The sequence below is a fragment of the Vibrio sp. J1-1 genome (genome assembly GCF_021728395.1).
In the GTDB taxonomy this organism is placed as follows: domain Bacteria; phylum Pseudomonadota; class Gammaproteobacteria; order Enterobacterales; family Vibrionaceae; genus Vibrio.
In genome coordinates this window covers 1-17,238 of the sequence record NZ_JAKKCM010000007.1, presented here as the reverse complement: position 1 = coordinate 17,238, position 17,238 = coordinate 1, and the positions used below count along the sequence as shown (strand labels likewise).

The following is a 17,238-nucleotide window of genomic DNA, read 5'->3' as shown; positions in this document are numbered from 1 at the left end:
CCCTCCAGGTTTTTTTATACTTAGAAAATGTTTTCCCAACACGTTTTCCAAGTGTTTCTCACAATCTATCCATAAGATGATCACAAGAAGAAATATGGTGGAGGGGGACGGATTCGAACCATCGAAGGCAGTGCCGGCAGATTTACAGTCTGCTCCCTTTGGCCACTCGGGAACCCCTCCAGGGTATTTTTATACTTAGAAGCTGTTTTCCCAACTCATCTCCCAAGTGCGGAGCGAATCATAGCAAACTCGCTCAGGCTGTAAAGTATTTTTCTTGCGTTTATACGTCGAATGCTGTCTTTTTATTCAAAGATGCTAGAAAGTCAGCGTTTTGTTTGTCATTTATACAGAATAAATCCTTATTTCTTCCGGAATTTACACTACTTGACGTTAAGGCTCGTAAGTATTGATAAACTGTATGAAGTTTAATGACCTAAGTTTATTCGCTAATTAACTAAGAATATGAATATGAAAGCCACTTTATCCTTATCTGTTTTAACGCTTTCTCTATTATTGGCATCGCAAACTACTTTAGCAGCGCAGCGCGGCCCATCTGCTGTTACGGTTGTGACAGAGCAAGTAGAAACGCATGAAATTAATCAGTCTTTATCTCTTATTGGTAAATTAGAAGCAGCAGAGTCGGTTATTATTGCATCTGAGGTTTCAGGCAAAGTAGAGCAAATTGCCGTAAAAGCTAATCAGAATGTCCAGCACGGACAACTGTTGATTAAGCTCAATGATGACAAAGCAAGAGCTGCTCTTGTTGAAGCCCAGGCGTACCTTAAAGATGAGCAACGAAAACTAAAAGAGTTTCAGCGCTTAGTTAAGCGTAATGCGATTACGCCAACTGAAATTGATGCTCAGAAAGCCAGTGTTCAAATTGCAGATGCTCGCTTAGATGCTGCAAAAGCCAACCTTGCCGATCTTCATATTGATGCACCATTCTCTGGGACTGTTGGATTTATTGATTTCAGCCGAGGAAAAATGGTCAGTGCTGGTACTGAGCTTTTAACGTTGGATGATCTTTCTGTGATGGAATTAGATCTGCAAGTACCAGAGCGATATTTGTCGATGCTTTCTGTTGGTATGGACGTCGAAGCAAAGACAAGCGCATGGGGTGATCAATCTTTTATCGGAAAAGTAACGGGTATTGATACTCGTATTAGCACAGAGACGCTGAATTTACGTGTGCGTATTCAGTTTGATAACCCGGAAAATCGCTTGAAGCCGGGAATGCTGATGAATGCATCTTTGGCCTTTCCAGCTATTGAAGCACCGATTATTCCAGTACAGGCACTCGAGTATTCTGGTACCAAGCGATACGTATACGTTATTGATGAAAACAACAAAGCAACACGTACAGAGGTGCTTCTTGGGGCTCGTGTGGACAACGAAGTTGTGATTGAGTTAGGCGTAAAGGTCGGTGATAAGATCGTGGTCCAAGGCATCGTAAACATGCGTGATGGTGTTCAGGTCAAAGAAATCGTAGCGCCGCTCAAATCGCCAAAAATGACGTCCACTAATCAGAGCAACGGTTCGGATAAGGAAGAAAACTAATGTTACTTTCTGATATTTCCGTAAAACGTCCCATCGCGTCACTGGTATTGAGTATGCTGCTGTGTGTGTTTGGCTTGGTGTCATTCAACAAGCTTTCGGTACGTGAAATGCCAGACATCGAGAGCCCTGTAGTGTCAATTTCGACTCGCTACGAAGGGGCTTCCGCCACTATTATCGAGAGCCAGATTACGTCGGTTCTCGAAGATCAGCTTTCTGGCATCAGTGGCATTGACGAGATCAGTTCAACAACACGTAACAGCTCGTCACGGATCACTATTACTTTTGACCTTGGGTATGATCTCAATACTGGCGTAAGCGATGTGCGTGATGCCGTTGCCCGTGCTCAACGCGCATTACCAGACGAAGCGGATGATCCCATTGTTTATAAGAACAATGGTTCTGGCGAGGCTTCTCTTTATATCAACCTTAGCTCGTCAGAAATGGATCGCACCCAACTGACGGATTATGCAGAGCGCGTGTTGATGGATCGCTTCAGTTTGATTTCAGGGGTGAGCTCGATCGATCTTTCTGGTGGTCTGTATAAAGTCATGTACGTAAAGCTGAAGCCTGATCTGATGGCTGGCCGAGCGGTAACGGCATCGGATATTACGACGGCTTTGCGTAATGAAAACCTCGAGAGTCCGGGTGGGGAAGTGCGAAATGACTCTACGGTGATGTCGGTACGGACTGCACGAACCTACAACACGCCCGAAGATTTTCAATATCTGGTTATTAAACGCGCGAACGATGACACGCCAATCTATTTAAGAGATGTCGCGGATGTCTTTATTGGCGCGGAAAACGAAAACTCGACTTTTAAAAGCGATGGCGTGGTGAACATCAGCTTAGGTGTGGTGCCTCAGTCGGACGCTAACCCATTGGAGGTGGCTGAACGGGTTCGCTCTGAAGTGGATAATATCCAGAAGTTCTTACCGGAAGGCGCTCGCCTCGCAATTGACTATGATGCAACGGTGTTTATCGAGCGCTCGATAGAAGAAGTGTATAGCACGTTATTTATTACCGGCGGTCTGGTGATTCTGGTGCTGTATATCTTTATTGGTCAGGCACGAGCGACGTTAATTCCAGCGGTGACGGTCCCCGTTTCGTTGATCTCGTCTTTCATCGCTGCGTATTACTTCGGCTTCTCTATCAACTTGATCACGCTAATGGCACTGATTTTATCCATCGGGCTGGTGGTCGATGACGCCATTGTGGTCGTGGAGAATATCTTTCACCATATTGAGCGGGGAGAGTCTCCGTTGCTTGCTGCCTATAAAGGGACTCGAGAAGTTGGCTTTGCGGTTATCGCAACCACATTCGTGCTGGTTATGGTGTTCCTGCCCATTTCCTTTATGGATGGTATGGTTGGCTTGCTGTTTACCGAATTTTCAGTGTTGCTGGCGATGTCAGTGATTTTCTCATCTCTGATTGCACTCACTTTGACGCCGGTGCTGGGAAGCCAAATTTTAAAAGCCAACGTCAAACCAAACCGTTTCAACGAAACCGTCGATCGTATGTTTGCGAAACTTGAACGTGGTTATCGTGGCGTATTAAAAGGTGCATTGAAAGTTCGCTTAATTGCGCCTCTTGTGATCTTAGCTTGTATGGGCGGAAGCTATGCTCTGATGAATCAGGTTCCCGCTCAGTTGACGCCGCAAGAAGACAGGGGCGTGATTTTTGCCTTTGTTCGTGGCGCGGATGCTACGTCTTACAACCGAATGTCAGCGAACATGGATATTGTCGAAGACCGATTAATGCCATTGTTAGGGCAAGGGTTCCTTAAATCATTTAGTATCCAAACCCCGGCATTTGGTGGTCAGGCTGGTGACCAAACGGGTTTTGTCATTATGATTCTGGAAGACTGGAACGAGAGAAACGTCACCGCTCAACAGGCTTTAGGTAAAGTACGTGGCGCATTGGCAGGTATTCCTGATGTGCGTGTTTTCCCTTTTATGCCAGGTTTTCGAGGCGGTTCAAGTGAGCCCGTTCAGTTTGTGTTAGGCGGCTCGGATTATGATGAATTGCTGGTCTGGGCTGAAGAACTGAAAAATAAAGCGGAAGAGTCGCCAATGATGGAAGGCGCAGAGATCGACTACTCAGAGAAGACGCCAGAATTGTTAGTAACGGTCGACAGACAGCGCGCAGCGGAACTGGGTGTTAGTGTGAGAGATATCTCCGATACACTTGAAATTATGCTGGGTGGGAAAAGTGAGACTACTTACGTTGATCGCGGTGAAGAATACGACGTGTATCTGCGCGGCGACGAGAATAGCTTTAACAATGCGGCAGATCTAAGCCAGATCTATTTGCGCACCAATAGTGGTGAGTTAGTAACGCTGGATACGGTTACCAAAATAGAAGAGGTAGCGGCTTCGATTCGTCTTTCTCACTACAACAAGCAAAAATCCATCACCATTACAGCGAACTTGTCAGACGGCTATACGTTAGGTGATGCGTTGAACTTCCTTGACCAAGAAGCGATTGATTCTCTGCCTGGTGATATCTCGGTAAGCTACTCTGGCGAGTCAAAAGACTTTAAAGAGAATCAGTCCAGCGTTGCGGTTGTTTTTGCCCTCGCTTTGCTGGTTGCCTATCTCGTGCTGGCTGCTCAGTTTGAAAGTTTTGTGAACCCATTGGTGGTGATGTTTACCGTTCCAATGGGGGTATTTGGTGGCTTCTTAGGCTTAATCGTGATGAGCCAGGGCATGAATATTTATAGCCAGATTGGTATGGTCATGCTGATTGGCATGGTGACAAAAAATGGCATATTGATCGTTGAGTTTGCGAACCAACTCCGTGACCGCGGCGTTGAGTTTGAAAAAGCGATCATTGATGCGGCGGCTCGTCGTTTGCGTCCAATCTTAATGACGGCATTTACCACCCTAGCAGGCGCAATACCATTGATTTCGTCGACGGGGGCGGGTTATGAAAGCCGAGTCGCGGTTGGTACAGTGATTTTCTTTGGCATGGGCTTTGCGACAATGGTTACTCTATTCGTTATACCGGCGATGTACCGATTGATAGCAGCGAATACACGAGCCCCTGGTCATGTTGAAGCTGAACTCAATAAGGCACTGAGTCAGGATACCAAAGGGCGTACCGCGCACCCTTAGAAAGGTTAAATTGTTGATGACAGAAAGCACCGGTTGATTCGTTCATTCGGTGCTTTTTTGTTTCTACCTAATACTGTTTTACGTATGACGTAATGGTGTTTTTCGTCACTTGGCGTTACCCTGTGTGACGAATCATTTTTATAATAATAGTGCTTGTTGTTCACTCTCTAGCGATGGATGTGACCGCGTTAATCGTATACATGCCGATAGCAGCAAGTTAAATAGTCGAGAAGGAAAGTAAAGTGGCTGAATTTAAATACAAAAACCTCACACAAGAAGAGCAAGATAAACTCGATGCAGCGACATTTCGCCGTCTATTAGCTCATCTGGATGCAAATAAAGACGTGCAGAATATTGACCTAATGATCCTAGCGGGCTTTTGCCGTAACTGTTTTAGCAAGTGGTACACCGCAGAGGCCGACAAACTCGGTGTAGACTTAGACATCGATGATGCTCGTGAACGTGTTTACGGTATGACTTACGATGAGTGGAAGCAAAACCACCAGCCAGCAGCGACACCAGAGCAGCTAGCCGCTTTTGAAGCGCGTCAGAAAAAGTAGCGCTCTAAACCGTATAAAAAAACAGCCCGCACCATACGGGCTGTTTTGTCTCTCAATTAGGCAACAACAGGCTCATGGCAGGCTTGCTCTACACAGCCTTTTGCTTGGATGACTTCGAGCTGTGAAAGGTAAGGTTGAATATCACCAATATTTTTCTTCACCCATTCCATATCGAAATAACTATCCAAGTAACGGTCACCAGAATCACACAGCAGAGTCACGATAGAGCCAGTTTCACCACGCAGTTTCATCTCACAAGCAAGCTGAAGCACCGCATAGAGGTTGGTTCCCGTCGATGCGCCCACCTTTCGACCAATCAAGTCAGAAACCCAATGCGCGGTTGCCACACTGGCCGCATCTGGTATTTTGCGCATTTCATCGACCACGCCAGCGATAAAGCTAGGTTCTACTCTAGGTCGACCAATGCCTTCAATTTTGCTTCCACTTTCGCATTTCAAATCCGAATTTCCTGACTGGAAAGCATCATAAAACACCGAATTTTCAGGGTCAGCAACACACAGTTTTGTTTCGTATTTTTGGTAACGGATAAATCGCCCTATAGTTGCGGATGTACCACCCGTACCCGGGCTCATAACCACCCAACTTGGAATGGGATGATCTTCTAACTTCATTTGGCTAAAGATAGAGTTTGCGATGTTATTGTTCCCACGCCAGTCAGTCGCACGCTCTGCATAGGTGAACTGATCCATGTAGTGTCCGTCTAGCTCCTTTGCGAGGCGTCGAGACTCGTCATAGATTTGATCTGAGCGTTCGACTAAATGTGCTTTACCACCATAAAACTCTATCTGTTCTATTTTCTTGCGTGCAGTGCTTTTTGGCATAACGGCAATAAATGGCAGGCCAAGCAGGCGAGCGAAGTAGGCTTCAGACACAGCAGTACTTCCTGAAGAGGCTTCAATGACGGTGGTCTCGGGGCCAATCCAACCATTGCAAATCGCATACAGAAATAGAGAACGCGCTAAACGGTGTTTTAATGAACCAGTAGGGTGTGTGCTCTCATCTTTTAAGTAGATATCGATACCATCAAGAGAGGGAAGATCGAGTTTAAACAGGTGAGTGTCTGCAGAGCGTTGAAAATCCGCTTCAATTTTACGTACTGCATTGTTGATCCACTGGTGGTCAGTACACATAGCGTCTCTCCTTGAAAGTGACTAGTAAGTTAGGTTTTGTTATGAAAATAATTTACCTATTAGTCGAGAGAAAAACTTTGCTATATTTGTTTGGTGATGGTTGTTTTGTAGAAATTAATTCTCTTATAATTAGACTATATGGAAAATAATTTAGATAAAATTGACAGGCAGTTACTGTCTTTGCTCCAGACAGACGGAACATTGTCTCTAAACGAGTTGGCCGAGCAGGTTAACCTCACCACAACACCATGCTGGAAGCGTCTTAAGAAACTAGAGGACGATGGATACATTGAAAAGCGAGTTGCGTTATTAAGTGCAGAAAAACTCGATTTATCCTTCATTGCCTTTGTGCAACTTAAGACCATTGATCACTCTGAAGAGTGGTACCACCATTTCGTTACTACCGTGAGTGATTTCCCCGAGGTCATGGAGTTCTATCGAATGGCAGGTGAGTACGATTACATGATGAAAGTGTTGGTCAAGGATATGAAATGCTTCGATAAGTTTTACAAACGGCTGGTAAATAGCGTGAAGGGGCTTTCAAATGTGACGTCTACGTTCGCGATGGAGTCGATTAAGTACACGACAGAGTTACCTATTGGCCGTATTTAACTCACAGCGTTACGTTATTAACAAAGGAGCGAGCGGCGCTCCTTTGTCGTATTGGAAACACAACCTATTTCGTGTAACGCATGACGCCTTCTTGAACGGCTGTTGCAACTAGGTGACCTTGTTGATTGTAGATCTCTCCACGAACCAGTCCACGAGTGTGACTCGCCGTCGGGCTTTCTATTGCGTACAGCAACCATTCATCCATTTTAAACGGGCGATGGAACCAGATCGAATGGTCGATGGTTGCCACCTGGAAGTTTGGCGTCATTAAAGACACACCATGTGGGTGTAGCGCGGTGACAAGGAAGCCCCAATCCGACGCGTAAGCTAATAAATACTGGTGGATCAGTTGATTGTCTGGCATCTCGCCATTGGCACGAATCCAAAGGTATTGTTTGGGCTCTGCTTTGGTTGGTTTGAGTGGATTGATCACCGTTACAGGTCGTGTCTCAATGGGTTTTTCACCACAAAAGGTTTTGCGTAACCTTTCCGGGAGATACTCTGCAATATGGCTTGCCAGCTCACTTTCGGAAGGAAAGTTTTCTGGCCCCGGAATATCCGGCATGGTTTTCTGATGGTCGAATCCCGGTTGATCGCCATGATAGGAAGCTGTCAGGTAGAAAATAGGGCGGCCATTTTGAATCGCTTTAACACGGCGGGTACTAAAGCTACGACCATCTCGCAGGTTTTCCACGTCGTAAATAATCGGCTTTTCAGAATCGCCAGGATACAGAAAGTAGCTGTGAAACGAGTGTACAGTGCGAGTTTCTTCGACGGTATATCGGGCGGCAGAAAGTGCCTGTCCAATCACCTGACCACCATATACTTGAGGTAAACCTAGGTTCTCGCTCTGTCCGCGGAACAAGCCTTCTTCTAATTGTTCGAGTTGTAGCAGGCTGAGCAACTCTCTTAGTGGTTTACTCATAGTGTCTCCTCACCGAGTGTGTTGATATCAAGTTAACCCATTTCCCACAGGTCTGTGAAGTGGTTCTTAAACTCCTAGGTGTATACTTTGTAACAATAATGAAACAAAATCAAATGCTTGGTATCCCTTAACTCCGTCAAACTATTGTTAAATCAAGCAACTTATCAAAGACAGCGTGCTGATTCGACCGTATACTTACCTTGGCTTAATATTCATCCTGAGGAATATATGAAAAAAACACTATTACTTGTTACATCTTTATTTTTTGGTGCTGCTCTTGTGGGGTGTCAAACTTCTCAAACAACAGAAATGGATTCTGCTGAGGTGTCAATGAAGACCATTACAGGTACAGTGGCTTACCGTGAACGAATTGCTTTGCCACCAAATGCTTTAGTTAGTGTAGCACTAGAAGATGTGTCTCTGGCGGATGCGCCATCAAAGGTTATCGCTAAGCAAACCTTTAAAACTGAAGGAAAGCAAGTTCCTATTGCTTTTGAACTTAGCTACGACAGCAATGAAATTCAAGCGAATCATACCTACAGTGTTCGTGCTCGTATTGAAGTTGATGGTAAGTTGCGTTTCATCAGCGACACTCGTCACGCGGTTATTACAGATCCGGCGCAAACTCATCAAGTAGATATCAAACTTGTAGGCGTCCGCTAATTTGTCAAAACGTATGAAAAGTGGCAGCTTTAGTTAAGGCTGCCATTTGTATTTTCTGAGCGATACTTTTCCAAGCTCAGACACTTCTATCCCTTCTGATTCTAGCTTCTTCTTTTGTCTGTCTAAATCCCGACCCTTTAACGATATTTTTCCTTGGCTATTAATGACTCTAAACCAAGGGAGCTTGCTGCCTTCCGGTAAGTTTCCAAGCGCTTTTCCAACATGCCGCGCATAGCCCGGATAACCTGCCATTTTTGCGATCTCGCCGTAAGTCGAGACTTTCCCAGGTGGAATTTGGTGAATTACAGCAAAGATTTGCGCTAAGAATTGGTCCATACTCAAAGTGTCCGTTGTGGATTGCCAAGGAATGGTAATACAGACGGCCAGTATTTCGCCATTAGTTATTGACGCTTGTAGCACCCTAGTTTTTCGCGCTTTAACGCCGTTACATTTTCGCAGCGAAGTGATGTTGGTGAACTCTGTTGAAATACAAAATGATGTCTAGACCCACTTAACGACTGATGAGTCCGTGCTTTTTGTCGTTGAGTTCCAAGTCGGTGGGGAAGCCAGGAGGCGCTATGATTTTTTCTACAATCCAGTTTTTTATTACGATTTTACTCGCGGTAGTGTGTGCCAAAGCAATGAGTTTAAGTGGCGGTGATCTCCCTGTTCTCGCTCTCATGATCCCGGCATTATGGCTACTGCCCCAAGGCGGACTAGCAGGTTTAGTGCTGCTTGGCGCTATGATGGCATTTGGAGCCACACTCTCGATACAGCCCATTGCGTTATCTATTGGGGTCTTAATTCTATTCCCACTGTTAATGGTGGTGTTCTCTCATCGAAGCTCTCTTGGGGTATTGCTGACCACCGGATTAATTGTTTTGACCTTGCAGGTCGGCATTATGGTCACCCAGCAGGGTGGAAAGTTGGAAGGCTCAGCATCGGTAACCGTTGTGCAGACGCTTGCTGTCCTCGTCATGTGGTGGTCAATCACTCATTGGAAGACTTCGAATAAGCACAGCTGGTGGCCATTGCTATTGTTACTGCCTTTATGGGTGGCAGATTTAACCTACGCCGCATTGGTGGCGCTCTGTCTGACAGGTATGCTTGCCTCAATGGAGACACTAACAAAGATCAAACAATCCATTCACTGGAGTAAGCTGCTTTGTTGGACGTTACCTACCGTAGGTTTTGCTGCTCTGGTTGTAAGCCCTGCAACAGATGTACCTAAGCCCGTTTTTGTCGTGTGGATCTGTTTGTTGGGTACGGCGTGGATGACGGATTACATCCTGCGCAGCAGTGATGAGCAAGCAGAGCTATAAGTTCTTAGTAAATCCTAGATTGACCGAGTTTTGTTCAAACGAACGCTAATTGGTGAAATTAAAGGTTTTTGCCCTTGCATTATGAGGTCTGATACTGAATAATCGCCCCATCGTTTGAGGCAAGCCCTCAACAAAAGAATTATGGGGCTCTGGTCCTCTCGCAACAATAGCTCGTGAACTCGGTCAGGTCCGGAAGGAAGCAGCCGCAGCGTGTGACTTGTGTGCCGGGATGTGGCTGGGGTCCCACCCATTGAAAAGCCTGCAGTGTTTAAATACATTGCAGGCTTTTTTCATATTCGCCGCATAAGTCTTAATAGTCTATTTTTTGTACGTTACAACAAAGGTTCCCACACTCAGTTCGACCAAACCAAAAACCTCCCCACGTTCACAATATCTGCAAGTTTATGAGCTTGAAGAATGACGCAGTTGTTCGTACTCTCTCCATTCTGGAATTCGATTTCTGCTTTCACCTAGAATACAACGCAAACATCAAAAGCTTCACTTCCCAACCTTTTGGCTTCCACTATCAATTCAATAATCGTAAGTGCAGATATGCTCCAGATTTTTTAGTAACGGATCACAAGGAACAATCAACATTTTTCGAGGTAAAACATTCTAGTCAGATCTTAAAACCCGCTTTCAGGGAGCGTTTTGAAGAGAAGCAAAGAGTTGCGTTGAATGAGTTCAATAGACGCTTAGTTTTGGTTACTGAGAAACAAATTAGAATGGGGCCAAAGTTAGACAACTTTAAGTTACTACACCGCTATTCTGGATTGCGCACAGTGACCGAATTTCAAAAGCTTGTTTTAGCGTTTATTCAACGCAAGCAAATGGTGAAGCTGCAAGAGGTATCTTTGTATTTCGGTCTATCAGAGCAAGACACGCTTATCTCCACTCTGCCTTGGATCTCTTCGGGGCAAGTTAAAGCAGACCCCAGCAATATTGGATTTGGCCTCGAAACTTACGTTTGGTGCTAACTATGCCATCGGATTCCAATAATATATTTGGGTTCTTTGATGAGTTTAAAGCTTCGGAAGAAGAGTCACAGCTGCCTCCAATAGGGCTAATTCAAGAACACATTGAAATATCTTCAACCATAGATAGCTTGCCCAACAAGGTGCAAAAAGAGGTTCTTCGCCGTATAAAAGTCATTGCTTTTGTGGAAAAACGCTTAAAAGGTGGGTGGACCAAGAAAAACTTAAATCCAATCTTAAGTCTCGTTGAATCAGAATTACAACTTATTCCCCCAGGTTGGCGAACATTAGCAGATTGGAAGAAAGCCTACTTTGAGGCAGGAAAAGACTCATGTGCACTTATTCCGAAACATAGTTTTAAGGGGAATCGCCAAAAAGAAATGGATTCACAACCCTTGATCGATGAAGCAATTAAGAACATATACCTGACTCGCGAACAACTTAGTGTTGCAGAAGCTTATCGATATTATAAGAGTCGAGTGATTCAAATAAATCGTGGGATTGTCGAAGGAAAAATTAAGCTGATTAGCGAACGTACTTTTTACAATCGAATAAATAACTTACCTCCTTATGAAGTAGCGATTGCAAGGTTTGGTAAACGGTATGCAGATCGGGAGTTTCGATCGGTTGGTCAGCAGGTAGCTGCGGCCAAACCAATGGAGTTTCTCGAAATAGACCATACCCCCGTTCCTGTGATTTTGATTGATGATGAGTTAGATATTCCTTTGGGCCGTCCCTATCTCACGATGCTTTATGATCGATTCAGTAAATGTATCGTTGGTTGCAGCATCAACTTTAGAGAGCCTAGCTTTGACTCTGTTAGAAAGGCACTGTTGAATTCACTTTTGGATAAGAACTGGATTAAAGAAAAGTATCCATCCATTCAGAAAGAATGGCCTTGTCACGGTAAGATTGATTGTTTGGTTGTCGACAATGGTGCCGAGTTTTGGAGTCAAAGCTTGGAAGATTCGTTACGGCCTTTGGTGTCAGACATTCAATACAGCCAAGCTGCTAAACCATGGCGAAAGTCAGGAATCGAAAAATTGTTCGATCAAATGAATAAAGGGTTAGTTAATTCTTTGCCTGGTAAAACATTTGCTAACCCGACTCAGCTACAAGATTATAACCCTAAAAAGGATGCGGTGGTCAGGGTATCGATATTTCTTGAATTACTCCATAAGTGGATTGTCGATTATTACCACATGGCACCAGATTCTAGAGAGCGTGGGATTCCATACCACAAGTGGAACCAATCGAAATGGACTCCGTCTTACTATGACGGAACTGAGAAGGAGCAACTCAGAGTAGAGTTAGGATTACTCAGACACAGAACCATTGGAGTTGCAGGGATCAGGCTTCATAACTTACGTTATCAGTCCGCCGAGCTAATTGAATACCGGAAATATTGCACATCTAACAATGGTAAAAAGCTCTTTGTTAAGACCAAAACAGACCCTTCTGATATTAGCTACATTCATGTTTACCTAGAATCAGAGAAGAGGTACATAAAAGTTCCAGCGGTAGACAACAGCGGATATACGAACGGACTGTCACTTTTTGAACACGAACGCATACAAAAAGTACGCAGGCTTAACACTAAGCAGCTTGCTGATGAAGAGGCTCTTGCGGATACATTTCTGTATATGAAAAAACGTATTCAGGAAGAAACCGATAGATTCCGTAGTGCTAAAAGTCGCAAGCCCAACCTTCCCAAAACAGGTAACACTTCGAAACTAGCAAAGTTTAATGATGTGGGTTCTGAGGGACCAAGCTCAATCAATACGACTCCGGTTAAGCATCAATCTGAGGTTGTCTCCGATGCTTCAGAGTACTTAGCAGACGATGATTTTGAAGATATTGAAGGGTATTAATTTGAACTTAACACCAAAGCAATTTGAGCAGCTAAAATCTTTTGAAACTTGCTTTATCGAGTATCCCGCGATAACTGAAATATATTCTATTTTCGATCAACTTCGTTTTAATCATACCCTTGGTGGTGAGCCGGAATCTTTTCTGTTAACTGGTGAGGCTGGAAGTGGAAAGACGGCTTTGATCAATAACTACTTGTCACGTTTTCATTCTGGTTCAACTTGGGGGAAGCAGCCGGTATTAAGCACTAGAGTGCCAAGCCGTATCAATGAACAGAACACGCTTACCCAATTTTTGGTTGATTTGGATTGTAAATCAGGAGGAAGAGGTGTCCGGCGTCACAATGAAATTGGTCTTGGTGAAGCTGTTGTAAAGCAACTTAAACGTAAATCTGTAGAGCTTATTATTGTTAATGAAATTCAAGAGCTCGTTGAGTTTTCAACCGCAGAACAGAGACAAGTTATTGCCAACACATTTAAATATATAAGTGAAGAAGCAAGAGTCTCGTTTGTGTTAGTGGGTATGCCTTATGCTGATGTGATAGCGACTGAATCACAATGGAACTCGCGGCTAAGTTGGAGAAGAAAGATACATTATTTCAAGTTGTTGAAAGCCAACAGTCGTTCGAGTAGAACAGCATCTTATGAGGTTGACTTAGAACAAAAAAAACATTTTGCCAGATTTGTCGCGGGTTTGAGTTCAAGGATGGGTTTTGATGAGCCACCTGTGCTTACAAAGAATGAAGTGCTATTTCCTTTGTTTGTAATGTGTCGAGGGGAGTGTCGAGCGTTAAAACACTTCTTGAAAGATGCGCTACTTATGAGTTTCAACGAGAATGCGGATACGATCGACAAAGTAATATTGTCACGCACTTTTGCATTTAAGTTCCCCTACCTGGATAACCCTTTTGATCGTCCTTTAGAGGAGCTTAGTCTTCATCAATTTGACTCTGGTTCTGCTTACAACCTAAATGCAATGACCACTGAAGATAAAATACTTGCCCCTCGCTTTACTGATGCCATTCCGTTGAGCATGCTATTGAGCAAAAATGGGCTTAAAGCTTAGCGATTACTTTTCACGTTCAGGCTCTCCAACAACCCCGCCTTCTCTTCATCGCTCAACTTATCAATCAGACAAGCCAATTCAGCCGTCACTTCATCCTTACAAAAGAAATAATTCAGCGGTACATCCAACTCTTCAGCCATACGGGTTAATGTTCCGATATCAGGGACATGACGACCTTTTTCGTAATGGTTCATTCGACCACTTGCAGAGCTTTCTTCCATTCCAATTTTTACCCCAAGATCTTTTTGGGTGATTTTAGCTTTTTTACGCGCTGCTTTGAGCCTCGCTGGGATCGGGTTTTCCACTTAGACATTCTTTTTTATACCTATAGATAACTTAGATTGTCTAAGTTTTACTTATTTTTGTATACTTAGCAATCCTAAGTTTTGTGGTGTTTAGAGGTTACAGTGAAAAGAACCAAAAAGCTCAGTCATCCAATTTATAACCTTTTGATAAATAGAAACTTGGATCGCTTTACAGTGATACAAGCCCGGGACGAGCTCCAGCAATCAGAAGATCGGTTTGATGATGATAATCACGCGAGAAAGTACATATTGCGTATTTCGGAGCATTCCGATCAGTCATTTCGGGATTATCCGATCACCCATTTCGGTTTAAACCGATCACTGATTCCGCGATTATCCGATCACTTTTAGCCTAACTCCGAAATCGGTGATCGGAATGCCCGAAACCCTTCCTTTTTCTCTTTTAAATCAATAACTCGCTATTCTTTACTTCTTAAACAAGAAGGTAAGGAAGCGATAATGACCAAAAAGAGAACTCCAATGAACAAAATCAAAGAGGTATTACGCCTTAAGTACGACTGCGGTCTCTCCAATCGTGGTATCGCTTCTTGCTTGAAACTCGGCCCGTCCACCATATCGGAACTCCTGACTCGCTTTAAACAAAGCCAACTTGGCTGGCCTCTACCCGAAAGTTGCAGCGATGCTGATCTCACGCAAGCGCTGTATCACAGCAAGAAAGCCAGTCGCGATAAAGTCATGCCAGACTTCACTCAATACGCAGTCGAACTCAGACGTAAAGGCATGACGAAGATGCTGCTCTGGCAGGAATATCATGAGCAATATCAAGAGCAAGCTTACGCTTACACTCAGTTCTGTGAGCACTTCACTCGCTGGTTCAAAACCCAAAAGCGCAGCATGCGCCAGCTTCATGTTGCGGGTGATAAGCTGTTTATCGACTACTGTGGGCCGAGGCTTCAGGTGGTCAACCCTGACACAGGAGAAGTGCGTGAAGCGGAAGTGTTCGTCGCGACCTTAGGCGCGTCCTATTACACCTATGTTGAAGCCTTCCCCAGCCAAGGGAAGCCCTACTGGTTAGAGGCGCATGCTAATGCGTTCGAACACTTCGGTGGTGTACCACAGCTCTTGGTTCCCGATAATCTACGTAGCGCGGTCACCAAAGCCAATCGTTATGAGCCGAGACTTAACGACAGCTATCAAAAACTAGCTAATCACTATCAAACCGCAGTGATGCCCGCTCGCCCTTACAAACCGAAAGACAAGGCCAAGGCAGAGAATGCCGTGCTCCTAGTGGAACGCTGGATCATGATGCGGCTGCGACACCAAACCTTCCATACCTTCAAGGCGCTGAATCTCGCCATCCGTGAGCTTATGAATGACTTAAACCAACGTGAGATGAAACAATATGGCGCGAGCCGCAAAGCGCTGTTCGACAAACTCGATAAGCCTGCGTTAAAGCCCCTCCCCAAACTGCGTTACCTGTATACCGAAACCAAACGAGCTAAGGTCGGGCCTGACTATCACATCGAATATCGCCGCCACTACTACTCGGTTCCCCATCAACTTGTTGGTCACCATGTCGAACTGGAAGCCTCCAGCCGTCTGGTGCAGATCTACCATCAAGGTAACTTGGTCGCCCAGCATCCACGCAGCCAAAGAGAGCGCGGAAACAGCACCCAACCAGAGCACATGCCGAGTAATCATCAACATCAGAAGTGGTCGCCTGGACGCTTACCTCAACTGGGGAGCCAATATCGGCCCAGCCACACGAGAAGTCGTCAATAAGATGCTCAACTCCAAGCCTCATCCAGAGCAGTCGTATCGCTCCTGTCTTGGTCTGCTCAATCTGAGTAAAGCGCATGGCGAATCGCGCTTAGAGCAAGCCTGTAAAGATGCGCTGATGCTGACAAAACCGAACTACACCTTCATCAACAATCTGCTGAAGAACAATCGTGAAGGACAACTGAGCAAAGACGGCACGAGCACGCCGAACCTTGTTCACAGCAATGTTCGTGGCCCGAACTGTTATCACTAGGAGAAATACAAATGAACGCACTGAACGACCAACTCAAAACCCTCCGCTTGAGCCATGCAGTGAAAGCGTTAGAGCAGCAACAAGAACAACTGAGCACCTACGCAGAGCTGGACTTCGAGGAAAGGCTAAGCCTACTTCTGGAAAGTGAAATCTTGAATCGCAATCAGACAAAAATCCAACGCTTAAAACGACAAGCCAAACTGAGAGTGGATGCTCAGCCGAGCCAACTCATCTACAAAGAGGGACGAAATCTCAATCGCAAACAGATGAGCGAACTTCTAACGGGCAGTTATCTACATAAGCACCAGAATATCTTGATCACAGGCCCAACAGGTGCTGGCAAAACGTATCTTGGCTGCGCACTGGCAACCAGTGCCTGCGACCAACAACACACGGTCAGATACTACCGATTAACTCGCCTGCTTGATGACCTGACCGCAGGTCGTCTGGATGGTAGCTATCAAAAGCAACTTCAATCGTTGGCTAAGAAAGCTCTACTAATCCTCGACGACTGGGGGATGGAAAAGCTAACCCAAGAGCATGCAGGTCACTTATTAGAAGTGATTGAAGATCGTTACCAAAACAGCAGCACGATCGTCATCAGTCAGTTACCTGTAAAGGAGTGGTACAACATGATCGGTAACGCCACTGTCGCAGACGCTCTAATGGATCGGCTGGTACACAATAGTCATCGAATAGAACTGGGAGGTGAGTCGATGAGAAAACTGGCGCAATCCGATCACTTAGAGTAAAAATAGGAAGAGAGAAAAACGGCAGGATCAAGTGATCGGAATAAACCGAAACGAGCGATCGCAATCACCGAAATACGCATCCTTTCCCACTTTCGGAGTAATACTCGCAAAAGAGTGGGTCGCCGTTGTTGATTGCACGAGTTATAGCAGAGACAGTATCAACTTTCATTTGATCAGGCAGCGATGTTACCTTCTCATATGGAATCACGGTGTTACTGGGGTCAGAAAGCTTATTTTTGTTGAATCCATTGGCTTTGTTGCGGAATTCAACTTGAGAGCGAACACTAGCAAAATCGTTTGCATTTTAAACGATATACTGAGTTTCGGGCATACCTATCCCTGTTAGCTTGTTGAGTGCTTTGATCATGGCGTATGTC

14 protein-coding genes, 1 tRNA gene, 1 other RNA gene and 1 pseudogene are annotated in these 17,238 nt (G+C 44.9%); 12 read left to right on the top strand and 5 right to left on the bottom strand.

Going from position 1 to position 17,238, the window contains the following annotated elements:
- Positions 1-95 precede the first annotated feature (95 nt).
- Positions 96-180: transfer RNA gene (locus tag L3V31_RS12480), tRNA-Tyr, on the bottom strand.
- Between the two features lie 282 nt (positions 181-462).
- Here L3V31_RS12480 and L3V31_RS12475 point away from each other — a divergent pair.
- The 3 genes from L3V31_RS12475 to L3V31_RS12465 all read left to right on the top strand — a co-directional run bounded on the left by L3V31_RS12475 (position 463) and on the right by L3V31_RS12465 (position 5,230).
- A complete protein-coding gene (locus L3V31_RS12475; RefSeq protein ID WP_237316352.1) occupies positions 463-1,557 on the top strand; it encodes an efflux RND transporter periplasmic adaptor subunit in 1,095 nt (364 codons plus the stop codon).
- Positions 1,557-4,670 (top strand): multidrug efflux RND transporter permease subunit VmeF, encoded by a 3,114-nt coding sequence (gene vmeF / locus L3V31_RS12470; protein WP_237316351.1) that lies wholly within the window; start codon positions 1,557-1,559, stop codon positions 4,668-4,670. The genes L3V31_RS12475 and vmeF overlap by 1 nt, the downstream gene beginning before the upstream one ends.
- A 242-nt stretch (positions 4,671-4,912) precedes the next feature.
- Entirely contained in the window at positions 4,913-5,230 is a 318-nt protein-coding gene (locus L3V31_RS12465) for a DUF1244 domain-containing protein (protein ID WP_237316350.1), read from the top strand.
- 56 nt (positions 5,231-5,286) lie between these two features.
- Here L3V31_RS12465 and L3V31_RS12460 read toward each other — a convergent pair whose 3' ends face one another.
- The gene (locus L3V31_RS12460; protein WP_237316349.1) at positions 5,287-6,381 is read right to left on the bottom strand and encodes a PLP-dependent cysteine synthase family protein; all 1,095 of its coding nucleotides are present in this window, start codon (positions 6,379-6,381) and stop codon (positions 5,287-5,289) included.
- Between the two features lie 138 nt (positions 6,382-6,519).
- On the opposite strand from L3V31_RS12460, the gene L3V31_RS12455 reads away from it, so the two are divergent.
- A complete protein-coding gene (locus L3V31_RS12455; protein ID WP_237316348.1) occupies positions 6,520-6,993 on the top strand; it encodes an Lrp/AsnC family transcriptional regulator in 474 nt (157 codons plus the stop codon).
- A 64-nt stretch (positions 6,994-7,057) separates the two neighbouring features.
- On the opposite strand, the gene tesB is transcribed toward L3V31_RS12455, so the two are convergent.
- The gene (gene tesB, locus L3V31_RS12450) at positions 7,058-7,918 is read right to left on the bottom strand and encodes an acyl-CoA thioesterase II (RefSeq protein WP_020332800.1); all 861 of its coding nucleotides are present in this window, start codon (positions 7,916-7,918) and stop codon (positions 7,058-7,060) included.
- A 228-nt stretch (positions 7,919-8,146) separates the two neighbouring features.
- On the opposite strand from tesB, the gene L3V31_RS12445 reads away from it, so the two are divergent.
- On the top strand, positions 8,147-8,581 hold the full coding sequence (locus L3V31_RS12445) for a YbaY family lipoprotein (protein WP_237316347.1): 435 nt from the start codon (positions 8,147-8,149) through the stop codon (positions 8,579-8,581).
- A 33-nt stretch (positions 8,582-8,614) separates the two neighbouring features.
- Here the strand turns inward: L3V31_RS12445 and L3V31_RS12440 are convergent, their stop codons facing one another.
- Entirely contained in the window at positions 8,615-8,917 is a 303-nt protein-coding gene (locus L3V31_RS12440) for a DNA base-flipping protein (protein WP_237316346.1), read from the bottom strand.
- Positions 8,918-9,159: 242 nt separating this feature from the next.
- Here L3V31_RS12440 and L3V31_RS12435 point away from each other — a divergent pair, with 242 nt between their 5' ends.
- From L3V31_RS12435 to L3V31_RS12415, 5 genes are all read left to right on the top strand, one after another.
- Complete coding sequence (locus L3V31_RS12435) at positions 9,160-9,903, top strand: hypothetical protein (RefSeq protein WP_237316345.1); 744 nt, start codon at positions 9,160-9,162, stop codon at positions 9,901-9,903.
- Positions 9,904-10,050: 147 nt separating this feature from the next.
- An RNA gene (ffs, locus tag L3V31_RS12430) (signal recognition particle sRNA small type) lies at positions 10,051-10,147 on the top strand.
- Between the two features lie 160 nt (positions 10,148-10,307).
- A complete protein-coding gene (locus L3V31_RS12425) occupies positions 10,308-10,880 on the top strand; it encodes a Tn7 transposase TnsA N-terminal domain-containing protein (RefSeq protein ID WP_237316344.1) in 573 nt (190 codons plus the stop codon).
- Between the two features lie 2 nt (positions 10,881-10,882).
- Positions 10,883-12,748: a transposase family protein gene (locus tag L3V31_RS12420; protein ID WP_237316343.1), complete on the top strand. Its 1,866-nt coding sequence runs from the start codon at positions 10,883-10,885 to the stop codon at positions 12,746-12,748.
- Positions 12,720-13,811, top strand: coding sequence for a TniB family NTP-binding protein (locus L3V31_RS12415; protein ID WP_237316342.1), 1,092 nt, complete (start codon positions 12,720-12,722; stop codon positions 13,809-13,811). Before L3V31_RS12420 ends, L3V31_RS12415 begins: the two co-directional genes overlap by 29 nt.
- On the opposite strand, the gene L3V31_RS12410 is transcribed toward L3V31_RS12415, so the two are convergent.
- Entirely contained in the window at positions 13,808-14,116 is a 309-nt protein-coding gene (locus tag L3V31_RS12410) for a helix-turn-helix transcriptional regulator (protein ID WP_041154153.1), read from the bottom strand. The two genes, L3V31_RS12415 and L3V31_RS12410, sit on opposite strands and share 4 nt — an antisense overlap.
- 459 nt (positions 14,117-14,575) lie before the next feature.
- Here L3V31_RS12410 and istA point away from each other — a divergent pair.
- Both istA and istB read left to right on the top strand, forming a co-directional pair.
- A pseudogene (gene istA / locus L3V31_RS12405) lies at positions 14,576-16,109 on the top strand (IS21 family transposase).
- Positions 16,110-16,120: 11 nt separating this feature from the next.
- Complete coding sequence (istB, locus tag L3V31_RS12400; protein WP_237316341.1) at positions 16,121-16,861, top strand: IS21-like element ISVch3 family helper ATPase IstB; 741 nt, start codon at positions 16,121-16,123, stop codon at positions 16,859-16,861.
- Positions 16,862-17,238 lie beyond the last annotated feature (377 nt).

Excerpts from the sequence above, each read along its gene's own strand:
- L3V31_RS12455 (WP_237316348.1), top strand. The coding sequence starts at position 6,520 with ATGGAAAATAATTTAGATAAAATTGACAGGCAGTTACTGTCTTTGCTC.
- tesB (WP_020332800.1), bottom strand. The coding sequence starts at position 7,918 with ATGAGTAAACCACTAAGAGAGTTGCTCAGCCTGCTACAACTCGAACAA.
- L3V31_RS12445 (WP_237316347.1), top strand. The coding sequence starts at position 8,147 with ATGAAAAAAACACTATTACTTGTTACATCTTTATTTTTTGGTGCTGCT.
- L3V31_RS12415 (WP_237316342.1), top strand. The coding sequence starts at position 12,720 with ATGATTTTGAAGATATTGAAGGGTATTAATTTGAACTTAACACCAAAG.
- L3V31_RS12460 (WP_237316349.1), bottom strand. The coding sequence starts at position 6,381 with ATGTGTACTGACCACCAGTGGATCAACAATGCAGTACGTAAAATTGAA.
- vmeF (WP_237316351.1), top strand. The coding sequence starts at position 1,557 with ATGTTACTTTCTGATATTTCCGTAAAACGTCCCATCGCGTCACTGGTA.
- istB (WP_237316341.1), top strand. The coding sequence starts at position 16,121 with ATGAACGCACTGAACGACCAACTCAAAACCCTCCGCTTGAGCCATGCA.
- L3V31_RS12425 (WP_237316344.1), top strand. The coding sequence starts at position 10,308 with ATGAGCTTGAAGAATGACGCAGTTGTTCGTACTCTCTCCATTCTGGAA.
- L3V31_RS12435 (WP_237316345.1), top strand. The coding sequence starts at position 9,160 with ATGATTTTTTCTACAATCCAGTTTTTTATTACGATTTTACTCGCGGTA.
- L3V31_RS12420 (WP_237316343.1), top strand. The coding sequence starts at position 10,883 with ATGCCATCGGATTCCAATAATATATTTGGGTTCTTTGATGAGTTTAAA.
- L3V31_RS12475 (WP_237316352.1), top strand. The coding sequence starts at position 463 with ATGAATATGAAAGCCACTTTATCCTTATCTGTTTTAACGCTTTCTCTA.
- L3V31_RS12440 (WP_237316346.1), bottom strand. The coding sequence starts at position 8,917 with ATGGACCAATTCTTAGCGCAAATCTTTGCTGTAATTCACCAAATTCCA.